Source organism: Paenibacillus endoradicis, from assembly GCF_024721975.1.
Genome location: NZ_JANQBB010000003.1, coordinates 592,485 through 609,585, shown reverse-complemented (window position 1 = coordinate 609,585; position 17,101 = coordinate 592,485). Strand labels below are relative to the sequence as shown.

The window sequence follows — 17,101 nt, the reverse complement described above, 5'->3', positions numbered from 1 at the left end:
GTGATTGACCCCTCAAGTTATAGAATTGAGTACCTCCTTAAAATCCCAATAAAAAAAGTGACTCCTTCGAGTCACTTTAACTGCATATCATCATTAATTCGAATACAAATAATAACTTTCAACCCGTTAAGTTCACTTCGTTCTACTATAAGTCCACTACCCTTACCATACGTTAAAATAAGGCGTCGATGGATGTTAATAATACCTGTCACTTCATTTTCTTCTGAATTATTCTGGATTCGATGCTGTAGCATGAATAATTGCTCATCAGATAGAAGGCTACCATTATCCTGTACAATAATATGGATGGTATCTTTATCATTTTCAAATGAAATTTTAAGTAATCCTTGCTCGCTCATCTTCTCAAGGCTATGCTCATAAGCATTTTCTATAATAGGTTGAACGATTAATCTAGGAACCTTAATTGTTTCCATCTCCATTGGTAAATCATTAAATTGCACACGAATTCTTCTCGAGAAACGAAGTTCTTGAATATCTGTATACATTCGAGAATGTTTAATCTCTTCCGACAATAATACTAGATCTTCACCATTACGTGTAATAAATCTGAAATACTCCCCTAACATTATTGTGAATTGTTCAATTCGTTCAGTATCCCCTACTTTTGCAAGAGAATTTAATATAAAAAAGCTATTGTATAAGAAATGGGGATTAATTTGAGATTGCAACTGCTTTAACTCAGATTTTTGCATCATCATTTTTTGTATATAATCTTGATCTATAAGGTTTTTTAATTTGGTAAGCATATGATTAAAGCGAGTATACAAATAGCCAAATTCATCCTTCTTATCATGAACGATTGGTCGATCCAACTCTCCAGCTTCCATTCGTCTAAAACTTTGAACAAGCAACAACAGTGGTTTATGAATAAAGCGATACGTAGAATAAGAAAAAACAACAATAGCTATAAGGGAAGCTATTGCAAATAACCATGCCCAATAATAAAAAAAGCTTAAAGGCCTCTTCACTGTCTCCTCAGGCAAATACGTGACTAGAATAAGCTTTAATTTATTTGAATATGCCTTGTCAATATGATACTTTTCTTGATTAACAGCTAACAATGTCAAGAAATCTCTATTTTCTTTGTCCTCCTTCAAATAATTATTAACTATAATTTTAGATTCATCATTACTCATCACTGTATATCCGGAAGAACTGGAAGTAAGAAATGACCCGCTGTCTTCATAGGCACTAAGTAACTGCAACGACTCTCTTAGCTTCTCTGAATCTAATTCAATTTGAACGACATAGTTTGGCAAGTCTCCTTTACCACCTCCATATTTAGATGCAATAAGATGAACAGCATCATCCGAATAATATAATCGATCACGATTTTTTGAAACATTAGCAATTAATTGCGTATATGCTTGCTCATCAAGTTCGATAACAGAATTCATCGCAGAGATTGTTTTGGAGATACTATAAATGTGTACGTTAATATCCTTAATAAAGGCACTGCTGTTTTTGAATGATGTAAGTCTATGTAATAAGTAGTTCAAACTTTCTCTTCTTTCTACATTACTCATCTTACCCCATGTGACAGCTAGCTTACTTAATTCACCGTCCTCGACTAAATCAAACTGTTGTAGTTCCATCCACTCGATTTCTCGTTCTAAATCCTCTAAATAATAGTTTAATTGTGTTACGGTAGCTCTTGAAATATCTTTACTTGCGTTATTATAGCTCCAGTTGTACAAATAAAGGCCTAGTATAATAATTGGGATAATAACTAGCAGATACGTGAATACTGAACGAAAAAAAATAGTTCTGCGTAGTGATGTTACAGGAAAGTTAAACAAGGAAATACCCCCGAGCCTTTAGATTACCACTTAAATCATTTGTTTTGTTGAAACCATTCATTAACTTCCTTTGTTATTTCTGCTCCACCTAGCTCATGCCATGTTTCTACAAATTGATCAAATTCATCAATAGAATTACCAAGGATGATATTGATATAAGTCTCATGTTGCAGATCGTTCAGTAATGATTTTCGCTCGATCATCGTTTCTGTAGGAGCTCCTGTAAATGCTTCATATAATAATTGACCATTAGCTTCATATTGATCCAAGATAGAAAAGGCACCATTTACACCATAAGTCTTATCCCAACCCCAACCATGATCTTTATCTGTTCCCCCCGCATAATACTGCTCAATTAACTTTTGAATAGACCGAGCTTCAGCATTCAACCCCGTCCAATCCCCTGATTGACGAGCTTCAGCTATCTGGCGATAAGCTTCTAAGTTTTTTTGAGCTGGATATGGAGTTACTGGTGATAACTGCCACACTGGATAAGAAGAACTATAAAACTTGATATATTCAGCTGTCTCACCCCAATTTTTCTCGAGATGCAAATTAATTAATTTGACAATTGCTTCTGGATGCTCTAATTCTTTGCGTACAGCAAAGTATTGATAAGTTCTTAATCTTAATGGAACCTTTGGGGGATTACCGCTCAAAGATACAATAGGATATGCTTTCCAGTCTGCATCACGATCAAGTTCTTGACTGTATTGCACAACAAACGACCCCCATTGCTCACCATACATCATCCCAACTGTTCCGCTTGCAATCTGTTGCTTCACTTTTTCACCATTCTTAAATGAAAACTCAGGATCGAGTTGACCATTTTTATACATCTGTTGTAATGCTAAAAGTGATGCTTTAACTTCTGGCTGGATTCCACCGAATACAAGATTATTTGAATCATCAACGATCCAAAGTTCTGGGTATGCTTCATAACCTGCCATAAATCCTTTAATGCTCATAACAGGGTCCCACAAATAATTCGAAATGGCTAAACCAAAAGTATCATCTTGTCCATTTTGATCTGGGTCCATTTCTGTAAACGCTCTCGAAATTTCCAATATATCATTCATCGTTTGAGGTGGCTGTAATCTGAGTTTCTCCATCCAATCCGTTCGTAGCCAAATATACATCGCTCCTTCAATGGAGGAATTAGTATCTGGTATTGCCATCAATTTACCATCAATTGTGGCAGCATCAAAAGTTGATCTTCCTTCTTGTTCTAATATATTTTTCGTTAGTGGTGTCGCATAATCATTGTAAATATCCGTCAAATCCTGTATTAAACCTGCATTACTCAACATTCTCAATTGCTCTGAGCTAACTTTAATTATATCTGGAAGTTGACCAGAAGAAACGGAGAAACTAAGCTTTTGCTTATATAAATCCCCCTTAGCTTTCCAATCGTAATTAATTGTAATGCCTAATACTTCCTCATAAATTCGGCTCCATCTATTATCTTCTAATGTTTCCCCAGGTAATACATTTAATAAATCTTCCAAAGCGTCACTCGTTTCACGAACAAAAGATATTTCTATTGGTGGATCATATTTACTAAGTCCAATCTCATCGTATACATTGCTATATTCGTTCTGTTCTAAGGGTTCGTCAATAATACCGTTCGGGCTATTCTCACAAGCTATTACTATCAGCATTAACAATAGAGTCAAAGCTATTAGCTTGACCCATTTCATCAGAAATATGTACAAAAGGACTCCCCCTTTTCATAAAGATATTATTTTATTTCTCGATAAACTCATCTTAATATCAATGTTCAAATCTTTATAGTCCATAATAGGCTATCAAAACTATTACATCATTAGTATCAACTAATTTCTCACTCCATTAAACCTTCGCACATAAGAAGGTGTGATCCCCTTTTTACTGTTTATACCACTACATCTTATATTGACTCTATTCCACTCTTATAATAGTGTTGCTAACAATAATATATGATATGACAATATTAGAGTGATAACAAGTTGATTCATAATGAACCAGAACACCTCTCAATATTATATTTATCAATAGAGTACTTTAGCCATTCATCCTGTTCTACGATACCTTAATCAATAACTACCTTAAGTATAGTGCTTATAAAAAGGTAAAGTAGCCGTATAAAATCCGTTACATACCTTGTAAATATAGTTGATATCAGATAAGTGAATTAACTAATTCGACTTTTCTCCTTAAAAAAAGTATAATCAGCCCGACTTAATGGCCAACTATACTCTTCATGTAAAACTCTACACAACTACTGAGACTAGCATTCCACTATAATCGAATCTCGGTACTCCTGTGGAGTCATTCCTGTAGCTTTCTTGAAAAAGCGAGTAAATGAATGTGCTGCTTCATATCCAACTAATAAAGCAACATCACGAACTTTAAGATCGCCATTACATAATAACTCTTTCGCCTTTCTAGCTCGAGATTCATCAATATATTCCGATAGCTTAATACCATGTTCCTGCTTAAAAAAACGTGACAAATAAGAAGGATTAAAATAATAAAGTTCAGCCAAACGAACAAGTGATAAATCTTCACTTAAATGCTCTTGAATAAATCTACATATTTTCTCAATAATCATAGTTGATCTATCTCTTTCATCTAAGCTTTTATGTTTAAACATTCGCTCAGCTAATAATTGCAAATATTGAAATGCTTCCTTTATAGACATATGTTCATCAAAACGCATTAATTTACTATAATCACCAATACTATGTTGTAAATTATACCTATTAATATGCGATAGTAACATTAATGCAATTGAATAGTAGGTTTCAACAGAGCGTTGAACTAAATCACCATTTCGTAAAGATTGTTGCGTAACTTCATTAAAACATGTAAAAAAATTATCTGACCTTCCTGCATCTAGATGCGCGCTCAATACCTCCATCTTAGGTCCGAGCCGATACCCTTCATTGAAATTAGATATGTTGGTCTTCTCATTACGATCAATTTGGATTAACGAGATGCCATCACCAATTTTCATCTTCTGTAGCTGTCTAAGCCGATCATACTGTTTTGCTATTTCGCTCCATCCACAAGCGCTACCACTTATTGTAAAAGATATAGAGACACTTAATGATTCTAAACATGCTTGTTGAATCAATTCTAAAGTACCCTCCAAATATCTAATTAAATGATTGCTAAATTTTTCATCTGTCTGCTCTGAAGTTTGGAGTAACCATAATAGATCACCATGTTTATCGACTAGAGTAACACAGTTTATCTGATCTACCATAAATGAATTCCAAATAGCTCTCGTTAACGAAAACATTTCACTTCTTTCAACATAAGCTACTTCAAAGGGATATGATAAGTGACCAAGAACTAGCACAACAGGGACTTTTGCATCTAAATCAATGTTTAATCCTTCAAACTCTAACACTAACAAATCTTGGAGTTCATCAGTTGAGTAACTGTCATGTAGTAAGTGTCTGAAATATTCACCTTGCTCCAAAAATTTTATCATATCTATCTGTTCTTGTGATTGTTGCAATAAATTATACATTTGATTTTCAGTATTAATTTCTTGAATAACTTCCTGAACAGTTTGAGTGACCTTGGAGTAGCCTTCTGTTTTCAATAAATATCTAACGTTCAATCTTTGAATAGCTTGATAAGCATATTCAAATTCACTATAACCGGTTAAAAAAACTACTCTGCACCTTGGCCAAAACATCCGAATCTCTTCCATCAATTCTAACCCGCTCATACCTGGCATACGAATATCGGTAAGTACGATATCAACCCTCGTTCGTGCTAACCAATTCAATGCTTCATTTGCTGAGTATGCTTTACATATATCTAATTCATCACTCATGGATTGATTAAATACTTCGTACAATGCTTCTGTAATAATTTCTTCATCATCAACAATCAGTAGTCTGTACATTCAAGGTTTACTCCTTCTGCTTAATGAGCAGTCACGTTACGTCCTTACTAACAAATAACTAGTGAATAAGGTGATACATTTAATATTTTCAGAAAGCGCATACACTTTTATATGAATTGGCTGCTGAACTACTTTTAAATAACTATTGTAAATTAATTATCGGAATTTTGGTAGCTTAAAGCAACGTCCATTTATTGATATAATTATCTTTTTTTTACTAATATTTCACGAACCCAAATTAGTAAATGCATCTTATGTTATTACAGGTTAGCACCTTCTGGGTTATTCGCCCAGGCTATAACGATATGCCGCCACTTGTACTTGCTTAGTTATCCTTCTAGAACACTTGAAATTATATCCATCTATAAATAATAATGTCTACTCCCGACTCCGTCTGCACTCCTTCTCCTACGAAAAGTTCGTGATTCAAAAAAGATAATGCTTTACTATTCGTAACCATCATAGGGAAAGTGCGGAACGATCCATCCTTCCGCTGTTTGTGCAAATCACCGTTGTTCTCAATGTAAATTCGGCAGGCTTCTCCTGTATGATCCTTTCCTTCAAGCATGTACCTTGCAGATAAGGTATGGCGGTCGCCGTAATTCCTAATAACTTGAGTATCTATCCCCCCATCTAGTACTACTCCGTAGAAATATCTCCCGCTCACATCGCCTGAGAATGAAATCATTACAACTGAATCTCCATCATCATTCTTCAGCTCGATCGTTTTCATAATATTTACATGTACGGTAAACACTTCTTCATAATTCATACTGTGTCTCACCTCATATGTTTATTAACTGTTTATTCAATCACTACTCTAGTTTACATGAACAATCTTATCGTAGTCTCCATGGATGAAGAAAAACGGAGGAAGTCATCAGGAGAATCGGTTACTTCATGATCCGGATGGCCATTATTATTATCGTCTATGGTAAGAACCCTCACTAAGGAAAGGTGTTCGAAAATACGGAAGATTCAGCAGAAGATAGGTTCAGGACGATTAATGTATTCGAATATAGTATTTTCCAACTTAGATTAAAAAAGACTGTAGACAAACTAGTTTGTCTACAGTCTCAATAATCTCCGAAGAATTTGCCTTAAAAGCTCTACATGGCCATTGTATTTTTGAACTAACTCACATCATCACATTTACCTAGACCATCTTACTATTTTGCATCTCCAAATAATAATCTAGCCCAGACAAATACTCTTCTGGTTGCACGACTGATCTTGCGTTAGGTCTGTTGCACCCAACATAGTAACTTTCTGGTGGGCCAAACCATGAATGAGGTAACTCTTGCTTCGCAAGAACTAACTTTTGAATAACTAATCCGGCATCGATACTGTAAATTTTAATAGAGTGAACACCTTGTTCTAAATTATGATTGGAAGTTGATTGATGAATGTTTTCGATAACTCCCCTACCCCAGCTCCCCTTATTAGGATGACCTGCAATATAGTGCTCTGCCAAGGAATTAACAATAACCTCTTGATGGTCATCGACAGTGACTCCGTACTTTAGTTCAACAACAGTCGTTAGATTATTCGTTGGAGCAGTAAACAGTGTGATCGCATACTCCCCTGGCTCATTAATTTGAACCTTATATTCTATATATGGTGCGTCTATAATAGATAATGGCTCATATACGTCGGGGTACACTTTTAAAGCTGATAAATGCTTCCCGTAGTTTTCAATTAGCTGCCACTGTCTATTCGAATTTGAGGATATATTGAAATAATGTTCTGCTTCAATGGATAGTACACCATTATGTTCAATAAAGGTCATGTTCGACAACCCACTTGCATTGATCCATTTCGCGAAAACATTTACTTTAATCGATTGACCTGCACCATTAATAACTAATTCGGCGTGTGCGTCAGACTGCAGTTTACTCCAATCTACGGATACTATAATTTGCTTTCCAATATCAATGCTACCAATATCACTATCAACATTTAACCAATTCGCATTAGTTGAAATAGAATATGAAAATGACTCACTACCTCCGTTACTAATCAACATACTATAGCTTTCGTTATTAATATTCGTAAAAACTGGTAATATCGCTTCGCCAGTCGTATATGATTGCTGACACCCTTCAACATCTAGGATCATTTTGCCTTCTTTATTGAGTGCGATATATTTTGCTACCGGATACTGCCAGCCATCTGCGTTCCAACTAACAAATCCAATATGCGGTGAGGACATCATGCCATTCCACTTGCCACTTGCAATTTCTTTGTTGTACTTTCTCTCAAGCCATTGATCCGCTTCAATCGCCTGCTCTATCAATTTCGCATACCAATTAGCAATGCTACTAGGATTCTCACGATTTGCAAACTTTTCATTAAAGGCTACACTTGTATGCAAGATATGAATATTTGCGGTAGCAACTGCAGGATAACCAACTAACTGGTAGTAAGCATCTTTTGCAACATCTGGAATATCCTCATCATCATTAGCTCGTTTTGCCAAATCAAACGCTTTTGCAAGAATCTGCTCCGCTTCATTATAGTGCTCTGTGCTATACGTATGCTGATCTAACAATTCTGGCTTGCAGCTGCTATTCATTTTCGTATAATCCTTTAAGATTGACGAAATTTGTTCTAGTTTCTTAGCAGTTACATGCTCTCCAAACTGTTGATTCACCCAATTATCAATATAAGCTGATGTTTGGTTTCTACCATTTTTACCATACGTATCAAAATCGTAGGCCAAGTCCATGAAATATGAGATTGGTAGTTCTTGAGGTTTTAAATCTCCTACATTCACAATCCAAATATCTTGAATGCCGTATTCGTAGGCCATCGTAAGCTGCTCCCAAGTTCGCTCCAGCTGTGTCGAATTAATCCATTCATAAGAGCGAGGCCCTCCATGATAATCGAAATGATAATACATTCCCCAGCCTGACTTTCTATCGCGATCTTCGACATTAGGCAGTGTACGTACATTTCCAAAGTTGTCATCACATAGCATAATCGTTACATCTTCTAACTCATTCCATTTCTCCAATCCTTCAACTTCATCATTACCATGCCAGCATCTTTCAATTTCCTTATAAACCATTAAAACCTTTGGAGCATCTTCAAGTTCCTTTTCTTGTAATATTTTTTTCTGAGTGAGAATAATATCTTTCAGAAGTTCAATATTTTCAGAAAGATCAAGCCTTAGTGAGGAATCACGTTCTCCTCGCATTCCTAGCGTAATAATATTATCGAAGTCTTTATTACGCTCTATACCATCTTCCCAAAATTTTGATATTGCTTCTCTATTTACACGGAAGTCCCAATCATAATTTTGAGCATATTGCTCATATGTCTTAGACCACTCCTCACCTGAACGACACATAGGTTCATGATGTGAGGTTCCAATTACGATTCCATACTTGTGTGCTAGATCAGCATTAGCCAAGTTAAAGCGTTGCCCATCTTCACTAAATACGGCACTCCACATCGCAGGCCATAGATAGTTACCTTTTAATCTTAAAATTAACTCAAACACTTTACTGTAGAACAATTCATTGAAGCCACCAAATTGATTAGTCACCCAATTTCCAAGGGATGGCCATTCATCATTAAGAAATATCCCTCTATACTTTACAGATGGCTCTTTGGAGACCCTATTTAATTGAGTTATTTCGATTGAAAGATTTTCTTTTTTTGCGGGCACTACATCCGCCCAATATACCCACGGACTAATTCCGATTAACTCAGATATATGATATGTACCATATATAGCACCTCGCTTATCACTTCCCACGATAACAACTGCCTTATCAATTCCTGCCAAAGGCTGTTCTATATATGCAATCTTGAAAACTTCCCACTTCCCCTGAATATCTGTTACATCAAGTTTGTTTTCAAGTACCAACTGATCAATTAACGCGTTATTGCCTACTGAGCCTATCATCAATACCGTCCCAGAAAGTTCATGGAAATCGGAGCTAATCTTCAACGTTTTGTTAGTAATAAGCTGTACATCTTGCACGAATGAATTCGCAACAAGCTCCAGCCCATCATAATCAAGTCCATTTCGATCAATATAAATTTGGACAGTTTCTCGACCCTTCACTAAATCTAGATATAACGTTGTTGTACTACTCATCTCAATTTCCCCTTTCAATTTCACTAGTCATTGAATCTATCGCCGCATAATAATATGTAGGTTTAGCGACACTTAACATACTTTAACAGGTTTAAATTTGAAATAGTACCCATTAAAATATAGATAAAACTGAAGAAAGGATTGATATATGTGGCAAACGATTCCCTACGGAATGCAATAAAAACAAGAAAAGGTTTTTATTTCCTATTAGATTCTATTATTGAAGCTACCGCTCAACCTGACGGGAGTTATCGTCAAGAAATCTATATGGAAGGTCGTCTCGTTGACATGGCTAAACATGCAAGTAAAATTGTCGACGATACGCTGTTAGATCTATTAAAAAGTTGCAAAGGCTTTCGCCAATTAGTACACAGTATCGGTATATCTATTCAATGCGCTGAGACGGATCAACTAAGTATCCCCTTCATCTATGAAAATTGGGGCAAGACGAACAAATACGAGACGGGTACACGTATGCAAACGTTATGTCCAACAGATGGATCTGAAGTCATTATCCTTTTGAGTGATTACGATTGGTCAGAAGAAGATGATGTGCCAGGGAAGCTTAGCTTTGAATTTTCACGTGCAGGAGCGTTAGCCACAGTAAGTGTATTTTTATACTTTAATGAAGGCTTTGAGTCTCCTCAACAGGAAGACAATAATACTATTGACCCTCATTCACCTGCCTATCACAACATGATCAGCAAATCACTACTACAGCTCGGAAACAACACACGATTGAAAAAAGCTATAGATAAAGCACGAAAAGGTGAAGAGGTAACCATAGCCTATATCGGTGGGTCGATTACTGAAGGTGCTAGCGCAAGGCCCATTCAAAATTCATGCTATGCCTATCAATCATACACTAACTTCAAACAGCAATACGGTAAAGATAATGGAGATCATATTCACTTTATTAAAGCTGGAGTAGGCGGAACTCCATCAGAGCTTGGCATGATTCGCTACGAAAGAGATGTACTAAAGCATGGCGCTTCCCAGCCAGATATCGTTATTATTGAATTCGCTGTTAATGATGCGGAAGATGAAACTGAAGGAGTTTGCTACGAAAGTCTAGTACTTAGAGCTCTTCAGGAGCAAAATGAGCCTGCTGTGATTCTGCTTTTCAGCGTATTTATTAATGACTGGAACTTGCAGGATCGACTTTCCCCCGTCGGTAAGCATTATGATCTGCCGATGGTTAGCGTTAAGGATGCACTAGTCGAGCAATTTGGTTTGACAAAGCAAGAAGGACTTGTCATTACGAAGCAACAATACTTTTACGATATTTACCATCCAACAAATGCTGGTCATACGATAATGGCAGATTGTCTAAGTTACTTAATTGCCGAAGCTGATCGTAGTGACCAAAGTAAACAGGATATTGACTTGAACAAGCAGCCGATTATCGGATATGATTTTGTTCATATCTCGCTTCTAGATCGCATTCATAACACACATATCGCGCATATTTGTGAGGGTAGCTTCCAAGCAACAGATACTGATTTGCATGCGGTGGGGCTAGACGATCAAACCATCCGCACACCTCAATTTCCTAACAACTGGATGCACACTTCAGAATCCGGAAGTGATAGCTTTATCATGAAGCTGCAATGCAAAAGTCTTCTACTAATATATAAAGATACCGGTAGTCATGAATTTGGAAGTGCTGATATATTGGTAGACGGTAAGCTAGTAAAAACGGTAGATCCACTTCTTATTAAATGGACACACTGCCATCCTATTATTGTATTCAACGAGGAAGAAGCAAGTACTCATACTGTTGAGATTCGCATGTCAGCAGGTCATCAAGATAAGCGCTTTACTATACTAGGCTTTGGAGTAGTGCAGTAAGAAAAAATAATAAGTAACCACTATAACCCATCTATCGAATGAAATTCGATAGATGGGCTATAACAATCAATATTCGTTAAGCTCCTGTATTACTCTCAGAAAACTGACGATATTCCTGTGGAGTTATGCTCGTCAACTTTTTGAAGAATCGAGTAAATGACTGTGGAGATTCGTAGCCAACTCGCATACCGACCTCCGATATTTTCAACTCAATAACAGCAAGCAATTCTTTAGCTTTACGAATTCTAGATTGTTCAATATATTCCGATAAATTAACCCCGTACTCTTGCTTAAATAATCTTGATAAATAAGAAGGATTGAAATGCATTTCATCGGCTAAGCGAATAAGCGATAAATCATCTGCAATATGCAACTCAATATAGGTGCGTATTTTTTTTATGACAGCTGTAGCTCTCTTTTGTTCCCCGCATTTTCTAGCTGTAAACAATGCTTCTGAGTGATCTCTTAATAATCTAAATGCATCTACCCAATAACGATGGCTTTCCAGCTGCATCATACTAAAGGATCCTACCTTATCTTGTACTTCCCATCTATTGATATAAGAAAGTAGCATTAGCGCAATGGCATAATATACCTCCGTCAAATATGGACAATCTCTACCTCGTACTACTGAATAAGTCGTTAGCTCTTCAAAGAGCTTAATAAAATCTTTTTGCCTTCCCCCTTCCAAATGTGCAGCTAACGCTTCAAGTTTACTACCTAGTAATTGATCACGAACTGAATCTGTTGAACTACAGGACAAGCTATTAAGCAAGCAGACGCTTTGCACCATACTTGTTCCATCACCAGGCCTCATATGCTGAAGTTGTCTAAGTTTATCATAGGCAGCCGAAAGCGACTCCCATCTAATAGCTTCATTACTTAAGGTAATAGAAATTGAAATATGAAGTGAACTCATACATGCTTGCTGAATCAGCTCGAATGTTCCTTCTAGAAACATAACCGTTTGTTCGAAGGATATCGTGCTCCCTTCTGTCATATGTTGAAACGGTTGAATAAACCAAATAACATCACCATATCGATCAAGTATACCAATACTTGTAGTTCTCTCAGACAGAAAACTTTCTGCAAGAAATTTAACCTCAAGTGCGATATTCTGTCGTTCTGAATAGGAGTAATCCAAATCCGTATTGACCAAATTTCCATGAACGATAAGTATTGGAAGTTCAGAATTCAGCGAAATGTTTAACCTGCCAAAATTCTCGCTAAGTGCTTGTCGTGCTGGACTCTCGTGAATCAAATATCTAAAATAATCACCATGAGCAAGTGTTTCTAGTATATTCAGTTTCTCCGTAGCATCATTAATTAAATGGTTGGTGCGTATGTCATTATCCAGCTCGTCATACGAACGTTGAACAGCTTCGATTAGTTTCGAATAACCTTCATTTTTAAGTATATATTGTACACCCGGTACTTGAATGGCTTGATATATATACTGAAAATCGTTATGTCCTGTCAGGAAAACAATTTTACATTGAGGCCATTTCCAGCGGATCGTTTCCATCAATTGTAGACCATCCATAGCAGGCATACATATGTCAGACAATACAATGTCCATCCTTGTACGATTTAACAGCTCTAACGCTTCAACACCAGAATAGGCTTTATACAAATCAAGCTCAATATCCAGCCTACTGAAAATATCCATTAAGCCATCGGTAATAATCTCCTCATCGTCAACGATTAACATTCTGTACATTTTCTTGCTTACCTCCCTTCGAAAAAAGGAGCTTAACCTTTAGTCCGCCAAGCTCACTTCGCTCCGTTTTTAGTCCACTTTCAATCCCAAACGTAATTTGTAGTCTGCGGTGAATATTGACCATGCCGGTTGTTTCGATGTGCTCGTTCGTATCTTGAATAGCCTGCTCTATCCGCATTAGAACTTCATTAGATAATTGCTCACCATTATCTTCTACAATAATAGCAATGCTCTCTGCACTATGATGGAAGTGTACTTTTATTAACCCCGCACTCACTCGTTTTTCCAAACTATGTTTGAATACGTTTTCAATTATTGGTTGTACAATTAATCTAGGAACAAGTACTTGATTAAGTTCTGTCGGTAGCGCATTGAATTCTATTTTCATTCTTCTTGAAAATCTCATTTGCTGAATTTCTGTGTACATTCTCGCATGCTGTACTTCTTGCTCTAAAGTTACAAAATCTGATGAATTTCTTGTAACAAATTGAAAATATTCACCCAGTAAAGTCGTGAATTGTTCCATTCGTTCTACGTCACCTGTGCGCACCATTGTATTAAGAATAAAAAAACTATTATATAGAAAATGTGGATTGATTTGAGATTGTAGCTGCTTTAACTCTGCTCGCTGCACCAATATTTTCTGTTTATAAGCCTGATCAATAAGGACACGCAAATTCGATACCATTTGGTTGAAACGGCCATATAAATATCGGAACTCATCCTTTGATTCATGTGCTATAGAAATATCCAAATCACCATGTTCCATTTTTCTAAAGCTTTTCACTAGTGTTAGCATTGGTTTATGAATAAATCTATATGTTGAAAAAGCAAATACAGCGATAATTACTATTGCTGCAACAATAAAAATCCATCCCCATTTATAAAATTCATTCAAGGGCTGCTGGACAACTTGCTCAGGAATAAATCGATAAATTGTAATTTCTAAGTCAGAAGAGTGCGCTATTACATAGTAATAGCGCTGCTCTGCTATCGTTACTAGTTGGCTTTCTTCTGTATTCAACTTGTTTATATGCTCAAGGTAATCAGCTAATTGCACCTTTGAAAGATTTCCCGTAAGACTTCCAAGCATAACATTGGCCTTCTCTGATAGTAATACAGTACCGCTGCCTGTATAAGTATTGAATTGAGACAATACCTGCTGCAGCTTCTGCTTGTTCAATTCAATTTCTACTGTGAATAAAGGTTCAGCACCCTTTAATCCCCTCTGCTTAACTGCACCTATAAATAGCCCATAATTCCATTCTATGACATGAGAGCCTGGACCGCCAAATACCGATCTAATTTCTTGAAAACGCTGAACTTGTAAATCCCTTACCCCTTCATTAGCAGACATCGTCCTTCCAATAGTTGCAATATGAACACTAACATCCTCAATATACATACTGCTGTTCTGAACCGTAAATAGCCTCTTGATCAATGAATTCATACTGTTAGTCCGGTCTATCGTATCCATTCTTTCCCACGTTAGCGCAAGTTTATTAAGATCATCATCATCTAGCAAACTGTATTCCAATAGCTTCATACGTTCGATTTCATTCTCGAGATCAGTCATATAAAATGAGAGCTGAGATGCTGCCGTTTTTGTAATATCTTCTCTTGCCGTCTGAACAATCCAATGATACAAGTAAGCTCCAAAAAACATAATAGGGAGCATAATGAGTAGAAAGGTAATGAGTAAGCGAAGAAATATAGTATTGCGAAGAGAAAAATCTAGTCGGTATAACAAAGGTGATACCTCCCAATTTTTCTTCATTATATATGATAAACTAATTGTTGAAACCCCGCCTAATCATAGTAATTTTTTCATGACTAGACTGCTAGCCCTTAACACTACCAAGCACAATACCTTTCACAAAATACTTCTGCAAGAATGGATACGCCAAAATGATCGGTAAAGAGCCTAGAAAAATCTGCGATGATTTCAACGTCCGATCTGAAATCAATGCTAGATTAAGCATAGCGTCTCGCGACATGTTGGAAAGATTCTGTTGGATAACGATTGTTTGAATATAACTTTGCAAAGGATAATTATTTGGATTACCCATAAGTAGTAATCCGTCAAACCAGCTGTTCCAATGCTCAACCAAAGAAAACAATGCAAGTGTAGCAAGTGCTGGCTTGGAGATAGGCACAAAAATTGTCCATAAAACCCTCCAATGACCCGCTCCATCCATAAGAGCCGCTTCTTCAAGCTCCTTCGGAATTTCTCGGAAGAAGTTCAATAGTAAAACTACACTGAAGACAGGAACTGCACTCGGTAAAACTAACGCCCAAATCGAATCTAATAGTCCATATTCCTTTACAGTTATATACCAAGGAATTAAACCACCATTAAAAAGCATGGTCATAAAGAATATCCATGCATATAAAACTCTTAAACGAAAAGAGTGAGTTTCCTTTGATAATGGATAAGCAATCAAAATCGTTAACAGTAAATTTAACGGCGTCCCAATGCTAATTCTTTTCAAAGAGACAAGCATAGACTCCCAGAATTCATTTCGACTAGCTGTATAATGATAGGATGCGAAAGTAAAATCAACAGGCCACAGCTTAACATATCCTGCGGAAGCCGCTGCACTGGAGCTAAATGATACGGCAATAATATGAATTAACGGCAAAATACATAATAGAGCAACTAAAATTAACACAATCGAATTTATAAAAGGGAACCATTCAAATCTTTTGCTGCTTAACTTTACATGCTCAGCTTGCTTCTCCATCGTGCGCCCTCCTCTAAAAGATACGATATTTAGCAAATCGGTAAGCTAGAAAATAGGAAACAGAAATTAGAGTTAGCGAGATAATTGATTTAAAGAATCCTACTGCAGTTGCTACACCGTATTGTGCATCCAGTAACCCAATTCGATAAACAAAAGTATCCAAAATATCTCCACTTTCATAAACAAGCGGGCTATATAAATTAAATACCTGATCAAACCCAGCATTCAACAATTGTCCTAACGATAGTACCGATAGCAATACAATAACCATACGCATCCCTGGTAGCGTAATATGCCATACTTTATGCCAACGGTTAGCTCCGTCTATTGTTGCAGCTTCGTACAACCCTGGATCGATTCCCGTTATGGCTGCCAAATATATGATTGTTCCGTACCCAAAATTTTTCCATACATCTGACCCAATTAACGTAAATGGAAACCAGTTGTTGTCTCCAAGAAAAAATATTTTGGGTAAGCCAAGCATGCCTAAAAAACCATTTACAATTCCTCCAGAAGGAGAAAGAATATCTATTAGTATCCCACCTAGTACGACCCAAGATAAGAAGTAAGGCAAATATATTGCTGTTTGGATGGAACGTTTAATAACTTGATTTTTCAGTTCATTTAATAAAATCGCAAATATAATTGGAATAATTAAACCAAGTATAAGCTTGACACTAGCTATAAAAAGAGTATTCCACATCACCTGTGTAAAGCTTGGCAAGCTCATTACATACTCAAAATTATCCCATCCCACCCATTTCTGATCACCAAACAATCCCTTGGCAGGAATGAACTTCTGAAAGGCAATAACAATACCTGACATTGGAATATATGAAAACATTACGATGAATACTAGACCTGGTAATATCATCAAATGTAACGGCAGTTCTTTAATTAGTTTAGCTCTCATTACTTATCCTCCACATCAGTGAATAAGAGTAATGCGGAGGA

10 protein-coding genes are annotated in these 17,101 nt (G+C 36.5%); 1 reads left to right on the top strand and 9 read right to left on the bottom strand.

Annotation, left to right across the window (positions count from 1 at the left end):
• Positions 1-71: 71 nt before the first annotated feature.
• The 5 genes from NV377_RS12970 to NV377_RS12950 all read right to left on the bottom strand — a co-directional run bounded on the left by NV377_RS12970 (position 72) and on the right by NV377_RS12950 (position 9,832).
• Positions 72-1,820, bottom strand: a complete 1,749-nt coding sequence (locus NV377_RS12970) for a sensor histidine kinase (protein WP_258199348.1) — start codon at positions 1,818-1,820, stop codon at positions 72-74.
• Positions 1,821-1,855: 35 nt separating this feature from the next.
• Entirely contained in the window at positions 1,856-3,520 is a 1,665-nt protein-coding gene (locus tag NV377_RS12965) for an extracellular solute-binding protein (RefSeq protein WP_258200332.1), read from the bottom strand.
• A 569-nt stretch (positions 3,521-4,089) separates the two neighbouring features.
• Entirely contained in the window at positions 4,090-5,724 is a 1,635-nt protein-coding gene (locus tag NV377_RS12960; RefSeq protein ID WP_258199347.1) for a response regulator, read from the bottom strand.
• Positions 5,725-6,076: 352 nt separating this feature from the next.
• Entirely contained in the window at positions 6,077-6,496 is a 420-nt protein-coding gene (locus tag NV377_RS12955; protein WP_258199346.1) for a DUF3237 family protein, read from the bottom strand.
• A 384-nt stretch (positions 6,497-6,880) separates the two neighbouring features.
• Entirely contained in the window at positions 6,881-9,832 is a 2,952-nt protein-coding gene (locus NV377_RS12950; protein WP_258199345.1) for a glycosyl hydrolase 115 family protein, read from the bottom strand.
• Positions 9,833-9,982: 150 nt separating this feature from the next.
• Here NV377_RS12950 and NV377_RS12945 point away from each other — a divergent pair, with 150 nt between their 5' ends.
• Complete coding sequence (locus NV377_RS12945) at positions 9,983-11,683, top strand: SGNH/GDSL hydrolase family protein (protein WP_258199344.1); 1,701 nt, start codon at positions 9,983-9,985, stop codon at positions 11,681-11,683.
• 76 nt (positions 11,684-11,759) lie between these two features.
• Here NV377_RS12945 and NV377_RS12940 read toward each other — a convergent pair whose 3' ends face one another.
• The 4 genes from NV377_RS12940 to NV377_RS12925 form a co-directional block, all read right to left on the bottom strand.
• On the bottom strand, positions 11,760-13,403 hold the full coding sequence (locus NV377_RS12940) for a response regulator (RefSeq protein ID WP_258199343.1): 1,644 nt from the start codon (positions 13,401-13,403) through the stop codon (positions 11,760-11,762).
• Positions 13,381-15,153, bottom strand: coding sequence for a sensor histidine kinase (locus NV377_RS12935; protein WP_258199342.1), 1,773 nt, complete (start codon positions 15,151-15,153; stop codon positions 13,381-13,383). Before NV377_RS12935 ends, NV377_RS12940 begins: the two co-directional genes overlap by 23 nt.
• Positions 15,154-15,244: 91 nt before the next feature.
• The gene (locus NV377_RS12930) at positions 15,245-16,147 is read right to left on the bottom strand and encodes a carbohydrate ABC transporter permease (protein WP_258199341.1); all 903 of its coding nucleotides are present in this window, start codon (positions 16,145-16,147) and stop codon (positions 15,245-15,247) included.
• Between the two features lie 13 nt (positions 16,148-16,160).
• Entirely contained in the window at positions 16,161-17,060 is a 900-nt protein-coding gene (locus tag NV377_RS12925; protein WP_258199340.1) for an ABC transporter permease, read from the bottom strand.
• Positions 17,061-17,101: the final 41 nt, after the last annotated feature.

What these genes read in the sequence shown, in the direction of transcription:
- NV377_RS12965 (WP_258200332.1), bottom strand. Translation starts at nt 3,520, where the DNA reads ATGAAATGGGTCAAGCTAATAGCTTTGACTCTATTGTTAATGCTGATA.
- NV377_RS12960 (WP_258199347.1), bottom strand. Translation starts at nt 5,724, where the DNA reads ATGTACAGACTACTGATTGTTGATGATGAAGAAATTATTACAGAAGCA.
- NV377_RS12955 (WP_258199346.1), bottom strand. Translation starts at nt 6,496, where the DNA reads ATGAATTATGAAGAAGTGTTTACCGTACATGTAAATATTATGAAAACG.
- NV377_RS12950 (WP_258199345.1), bottom strand. Translation starts at nt 9,832, where the DNA reads ATGAGTAGTACAACAACGTTATATCTAGATTTAGTGAAGGGTCGAGAA.
- NV377_RS12940 (WP_258199343.1), bottom strand. Translation starts at nt 13,403, where the DNA reads ATGTACAGAATGTTAATCGTTGACGATGAGGAGATTATTACCGATGGC.
- NV377_RS12930 (WP_258199341.1), bottom strand. Translation starts at nt 16,147, where the DNA reads ATGGAGAAGCAAGCTGAGCATGTAAAGTTAAGCAGCAAAAGATTTGAA.
- NV377_RS12925 (WP_258199340.1), bottom strand. Translation starts at nt 17,060, where the DNA reads ATGAGAGCTAAACTAATTAAAGAACTGCCGTTACATTTGATGATATTA.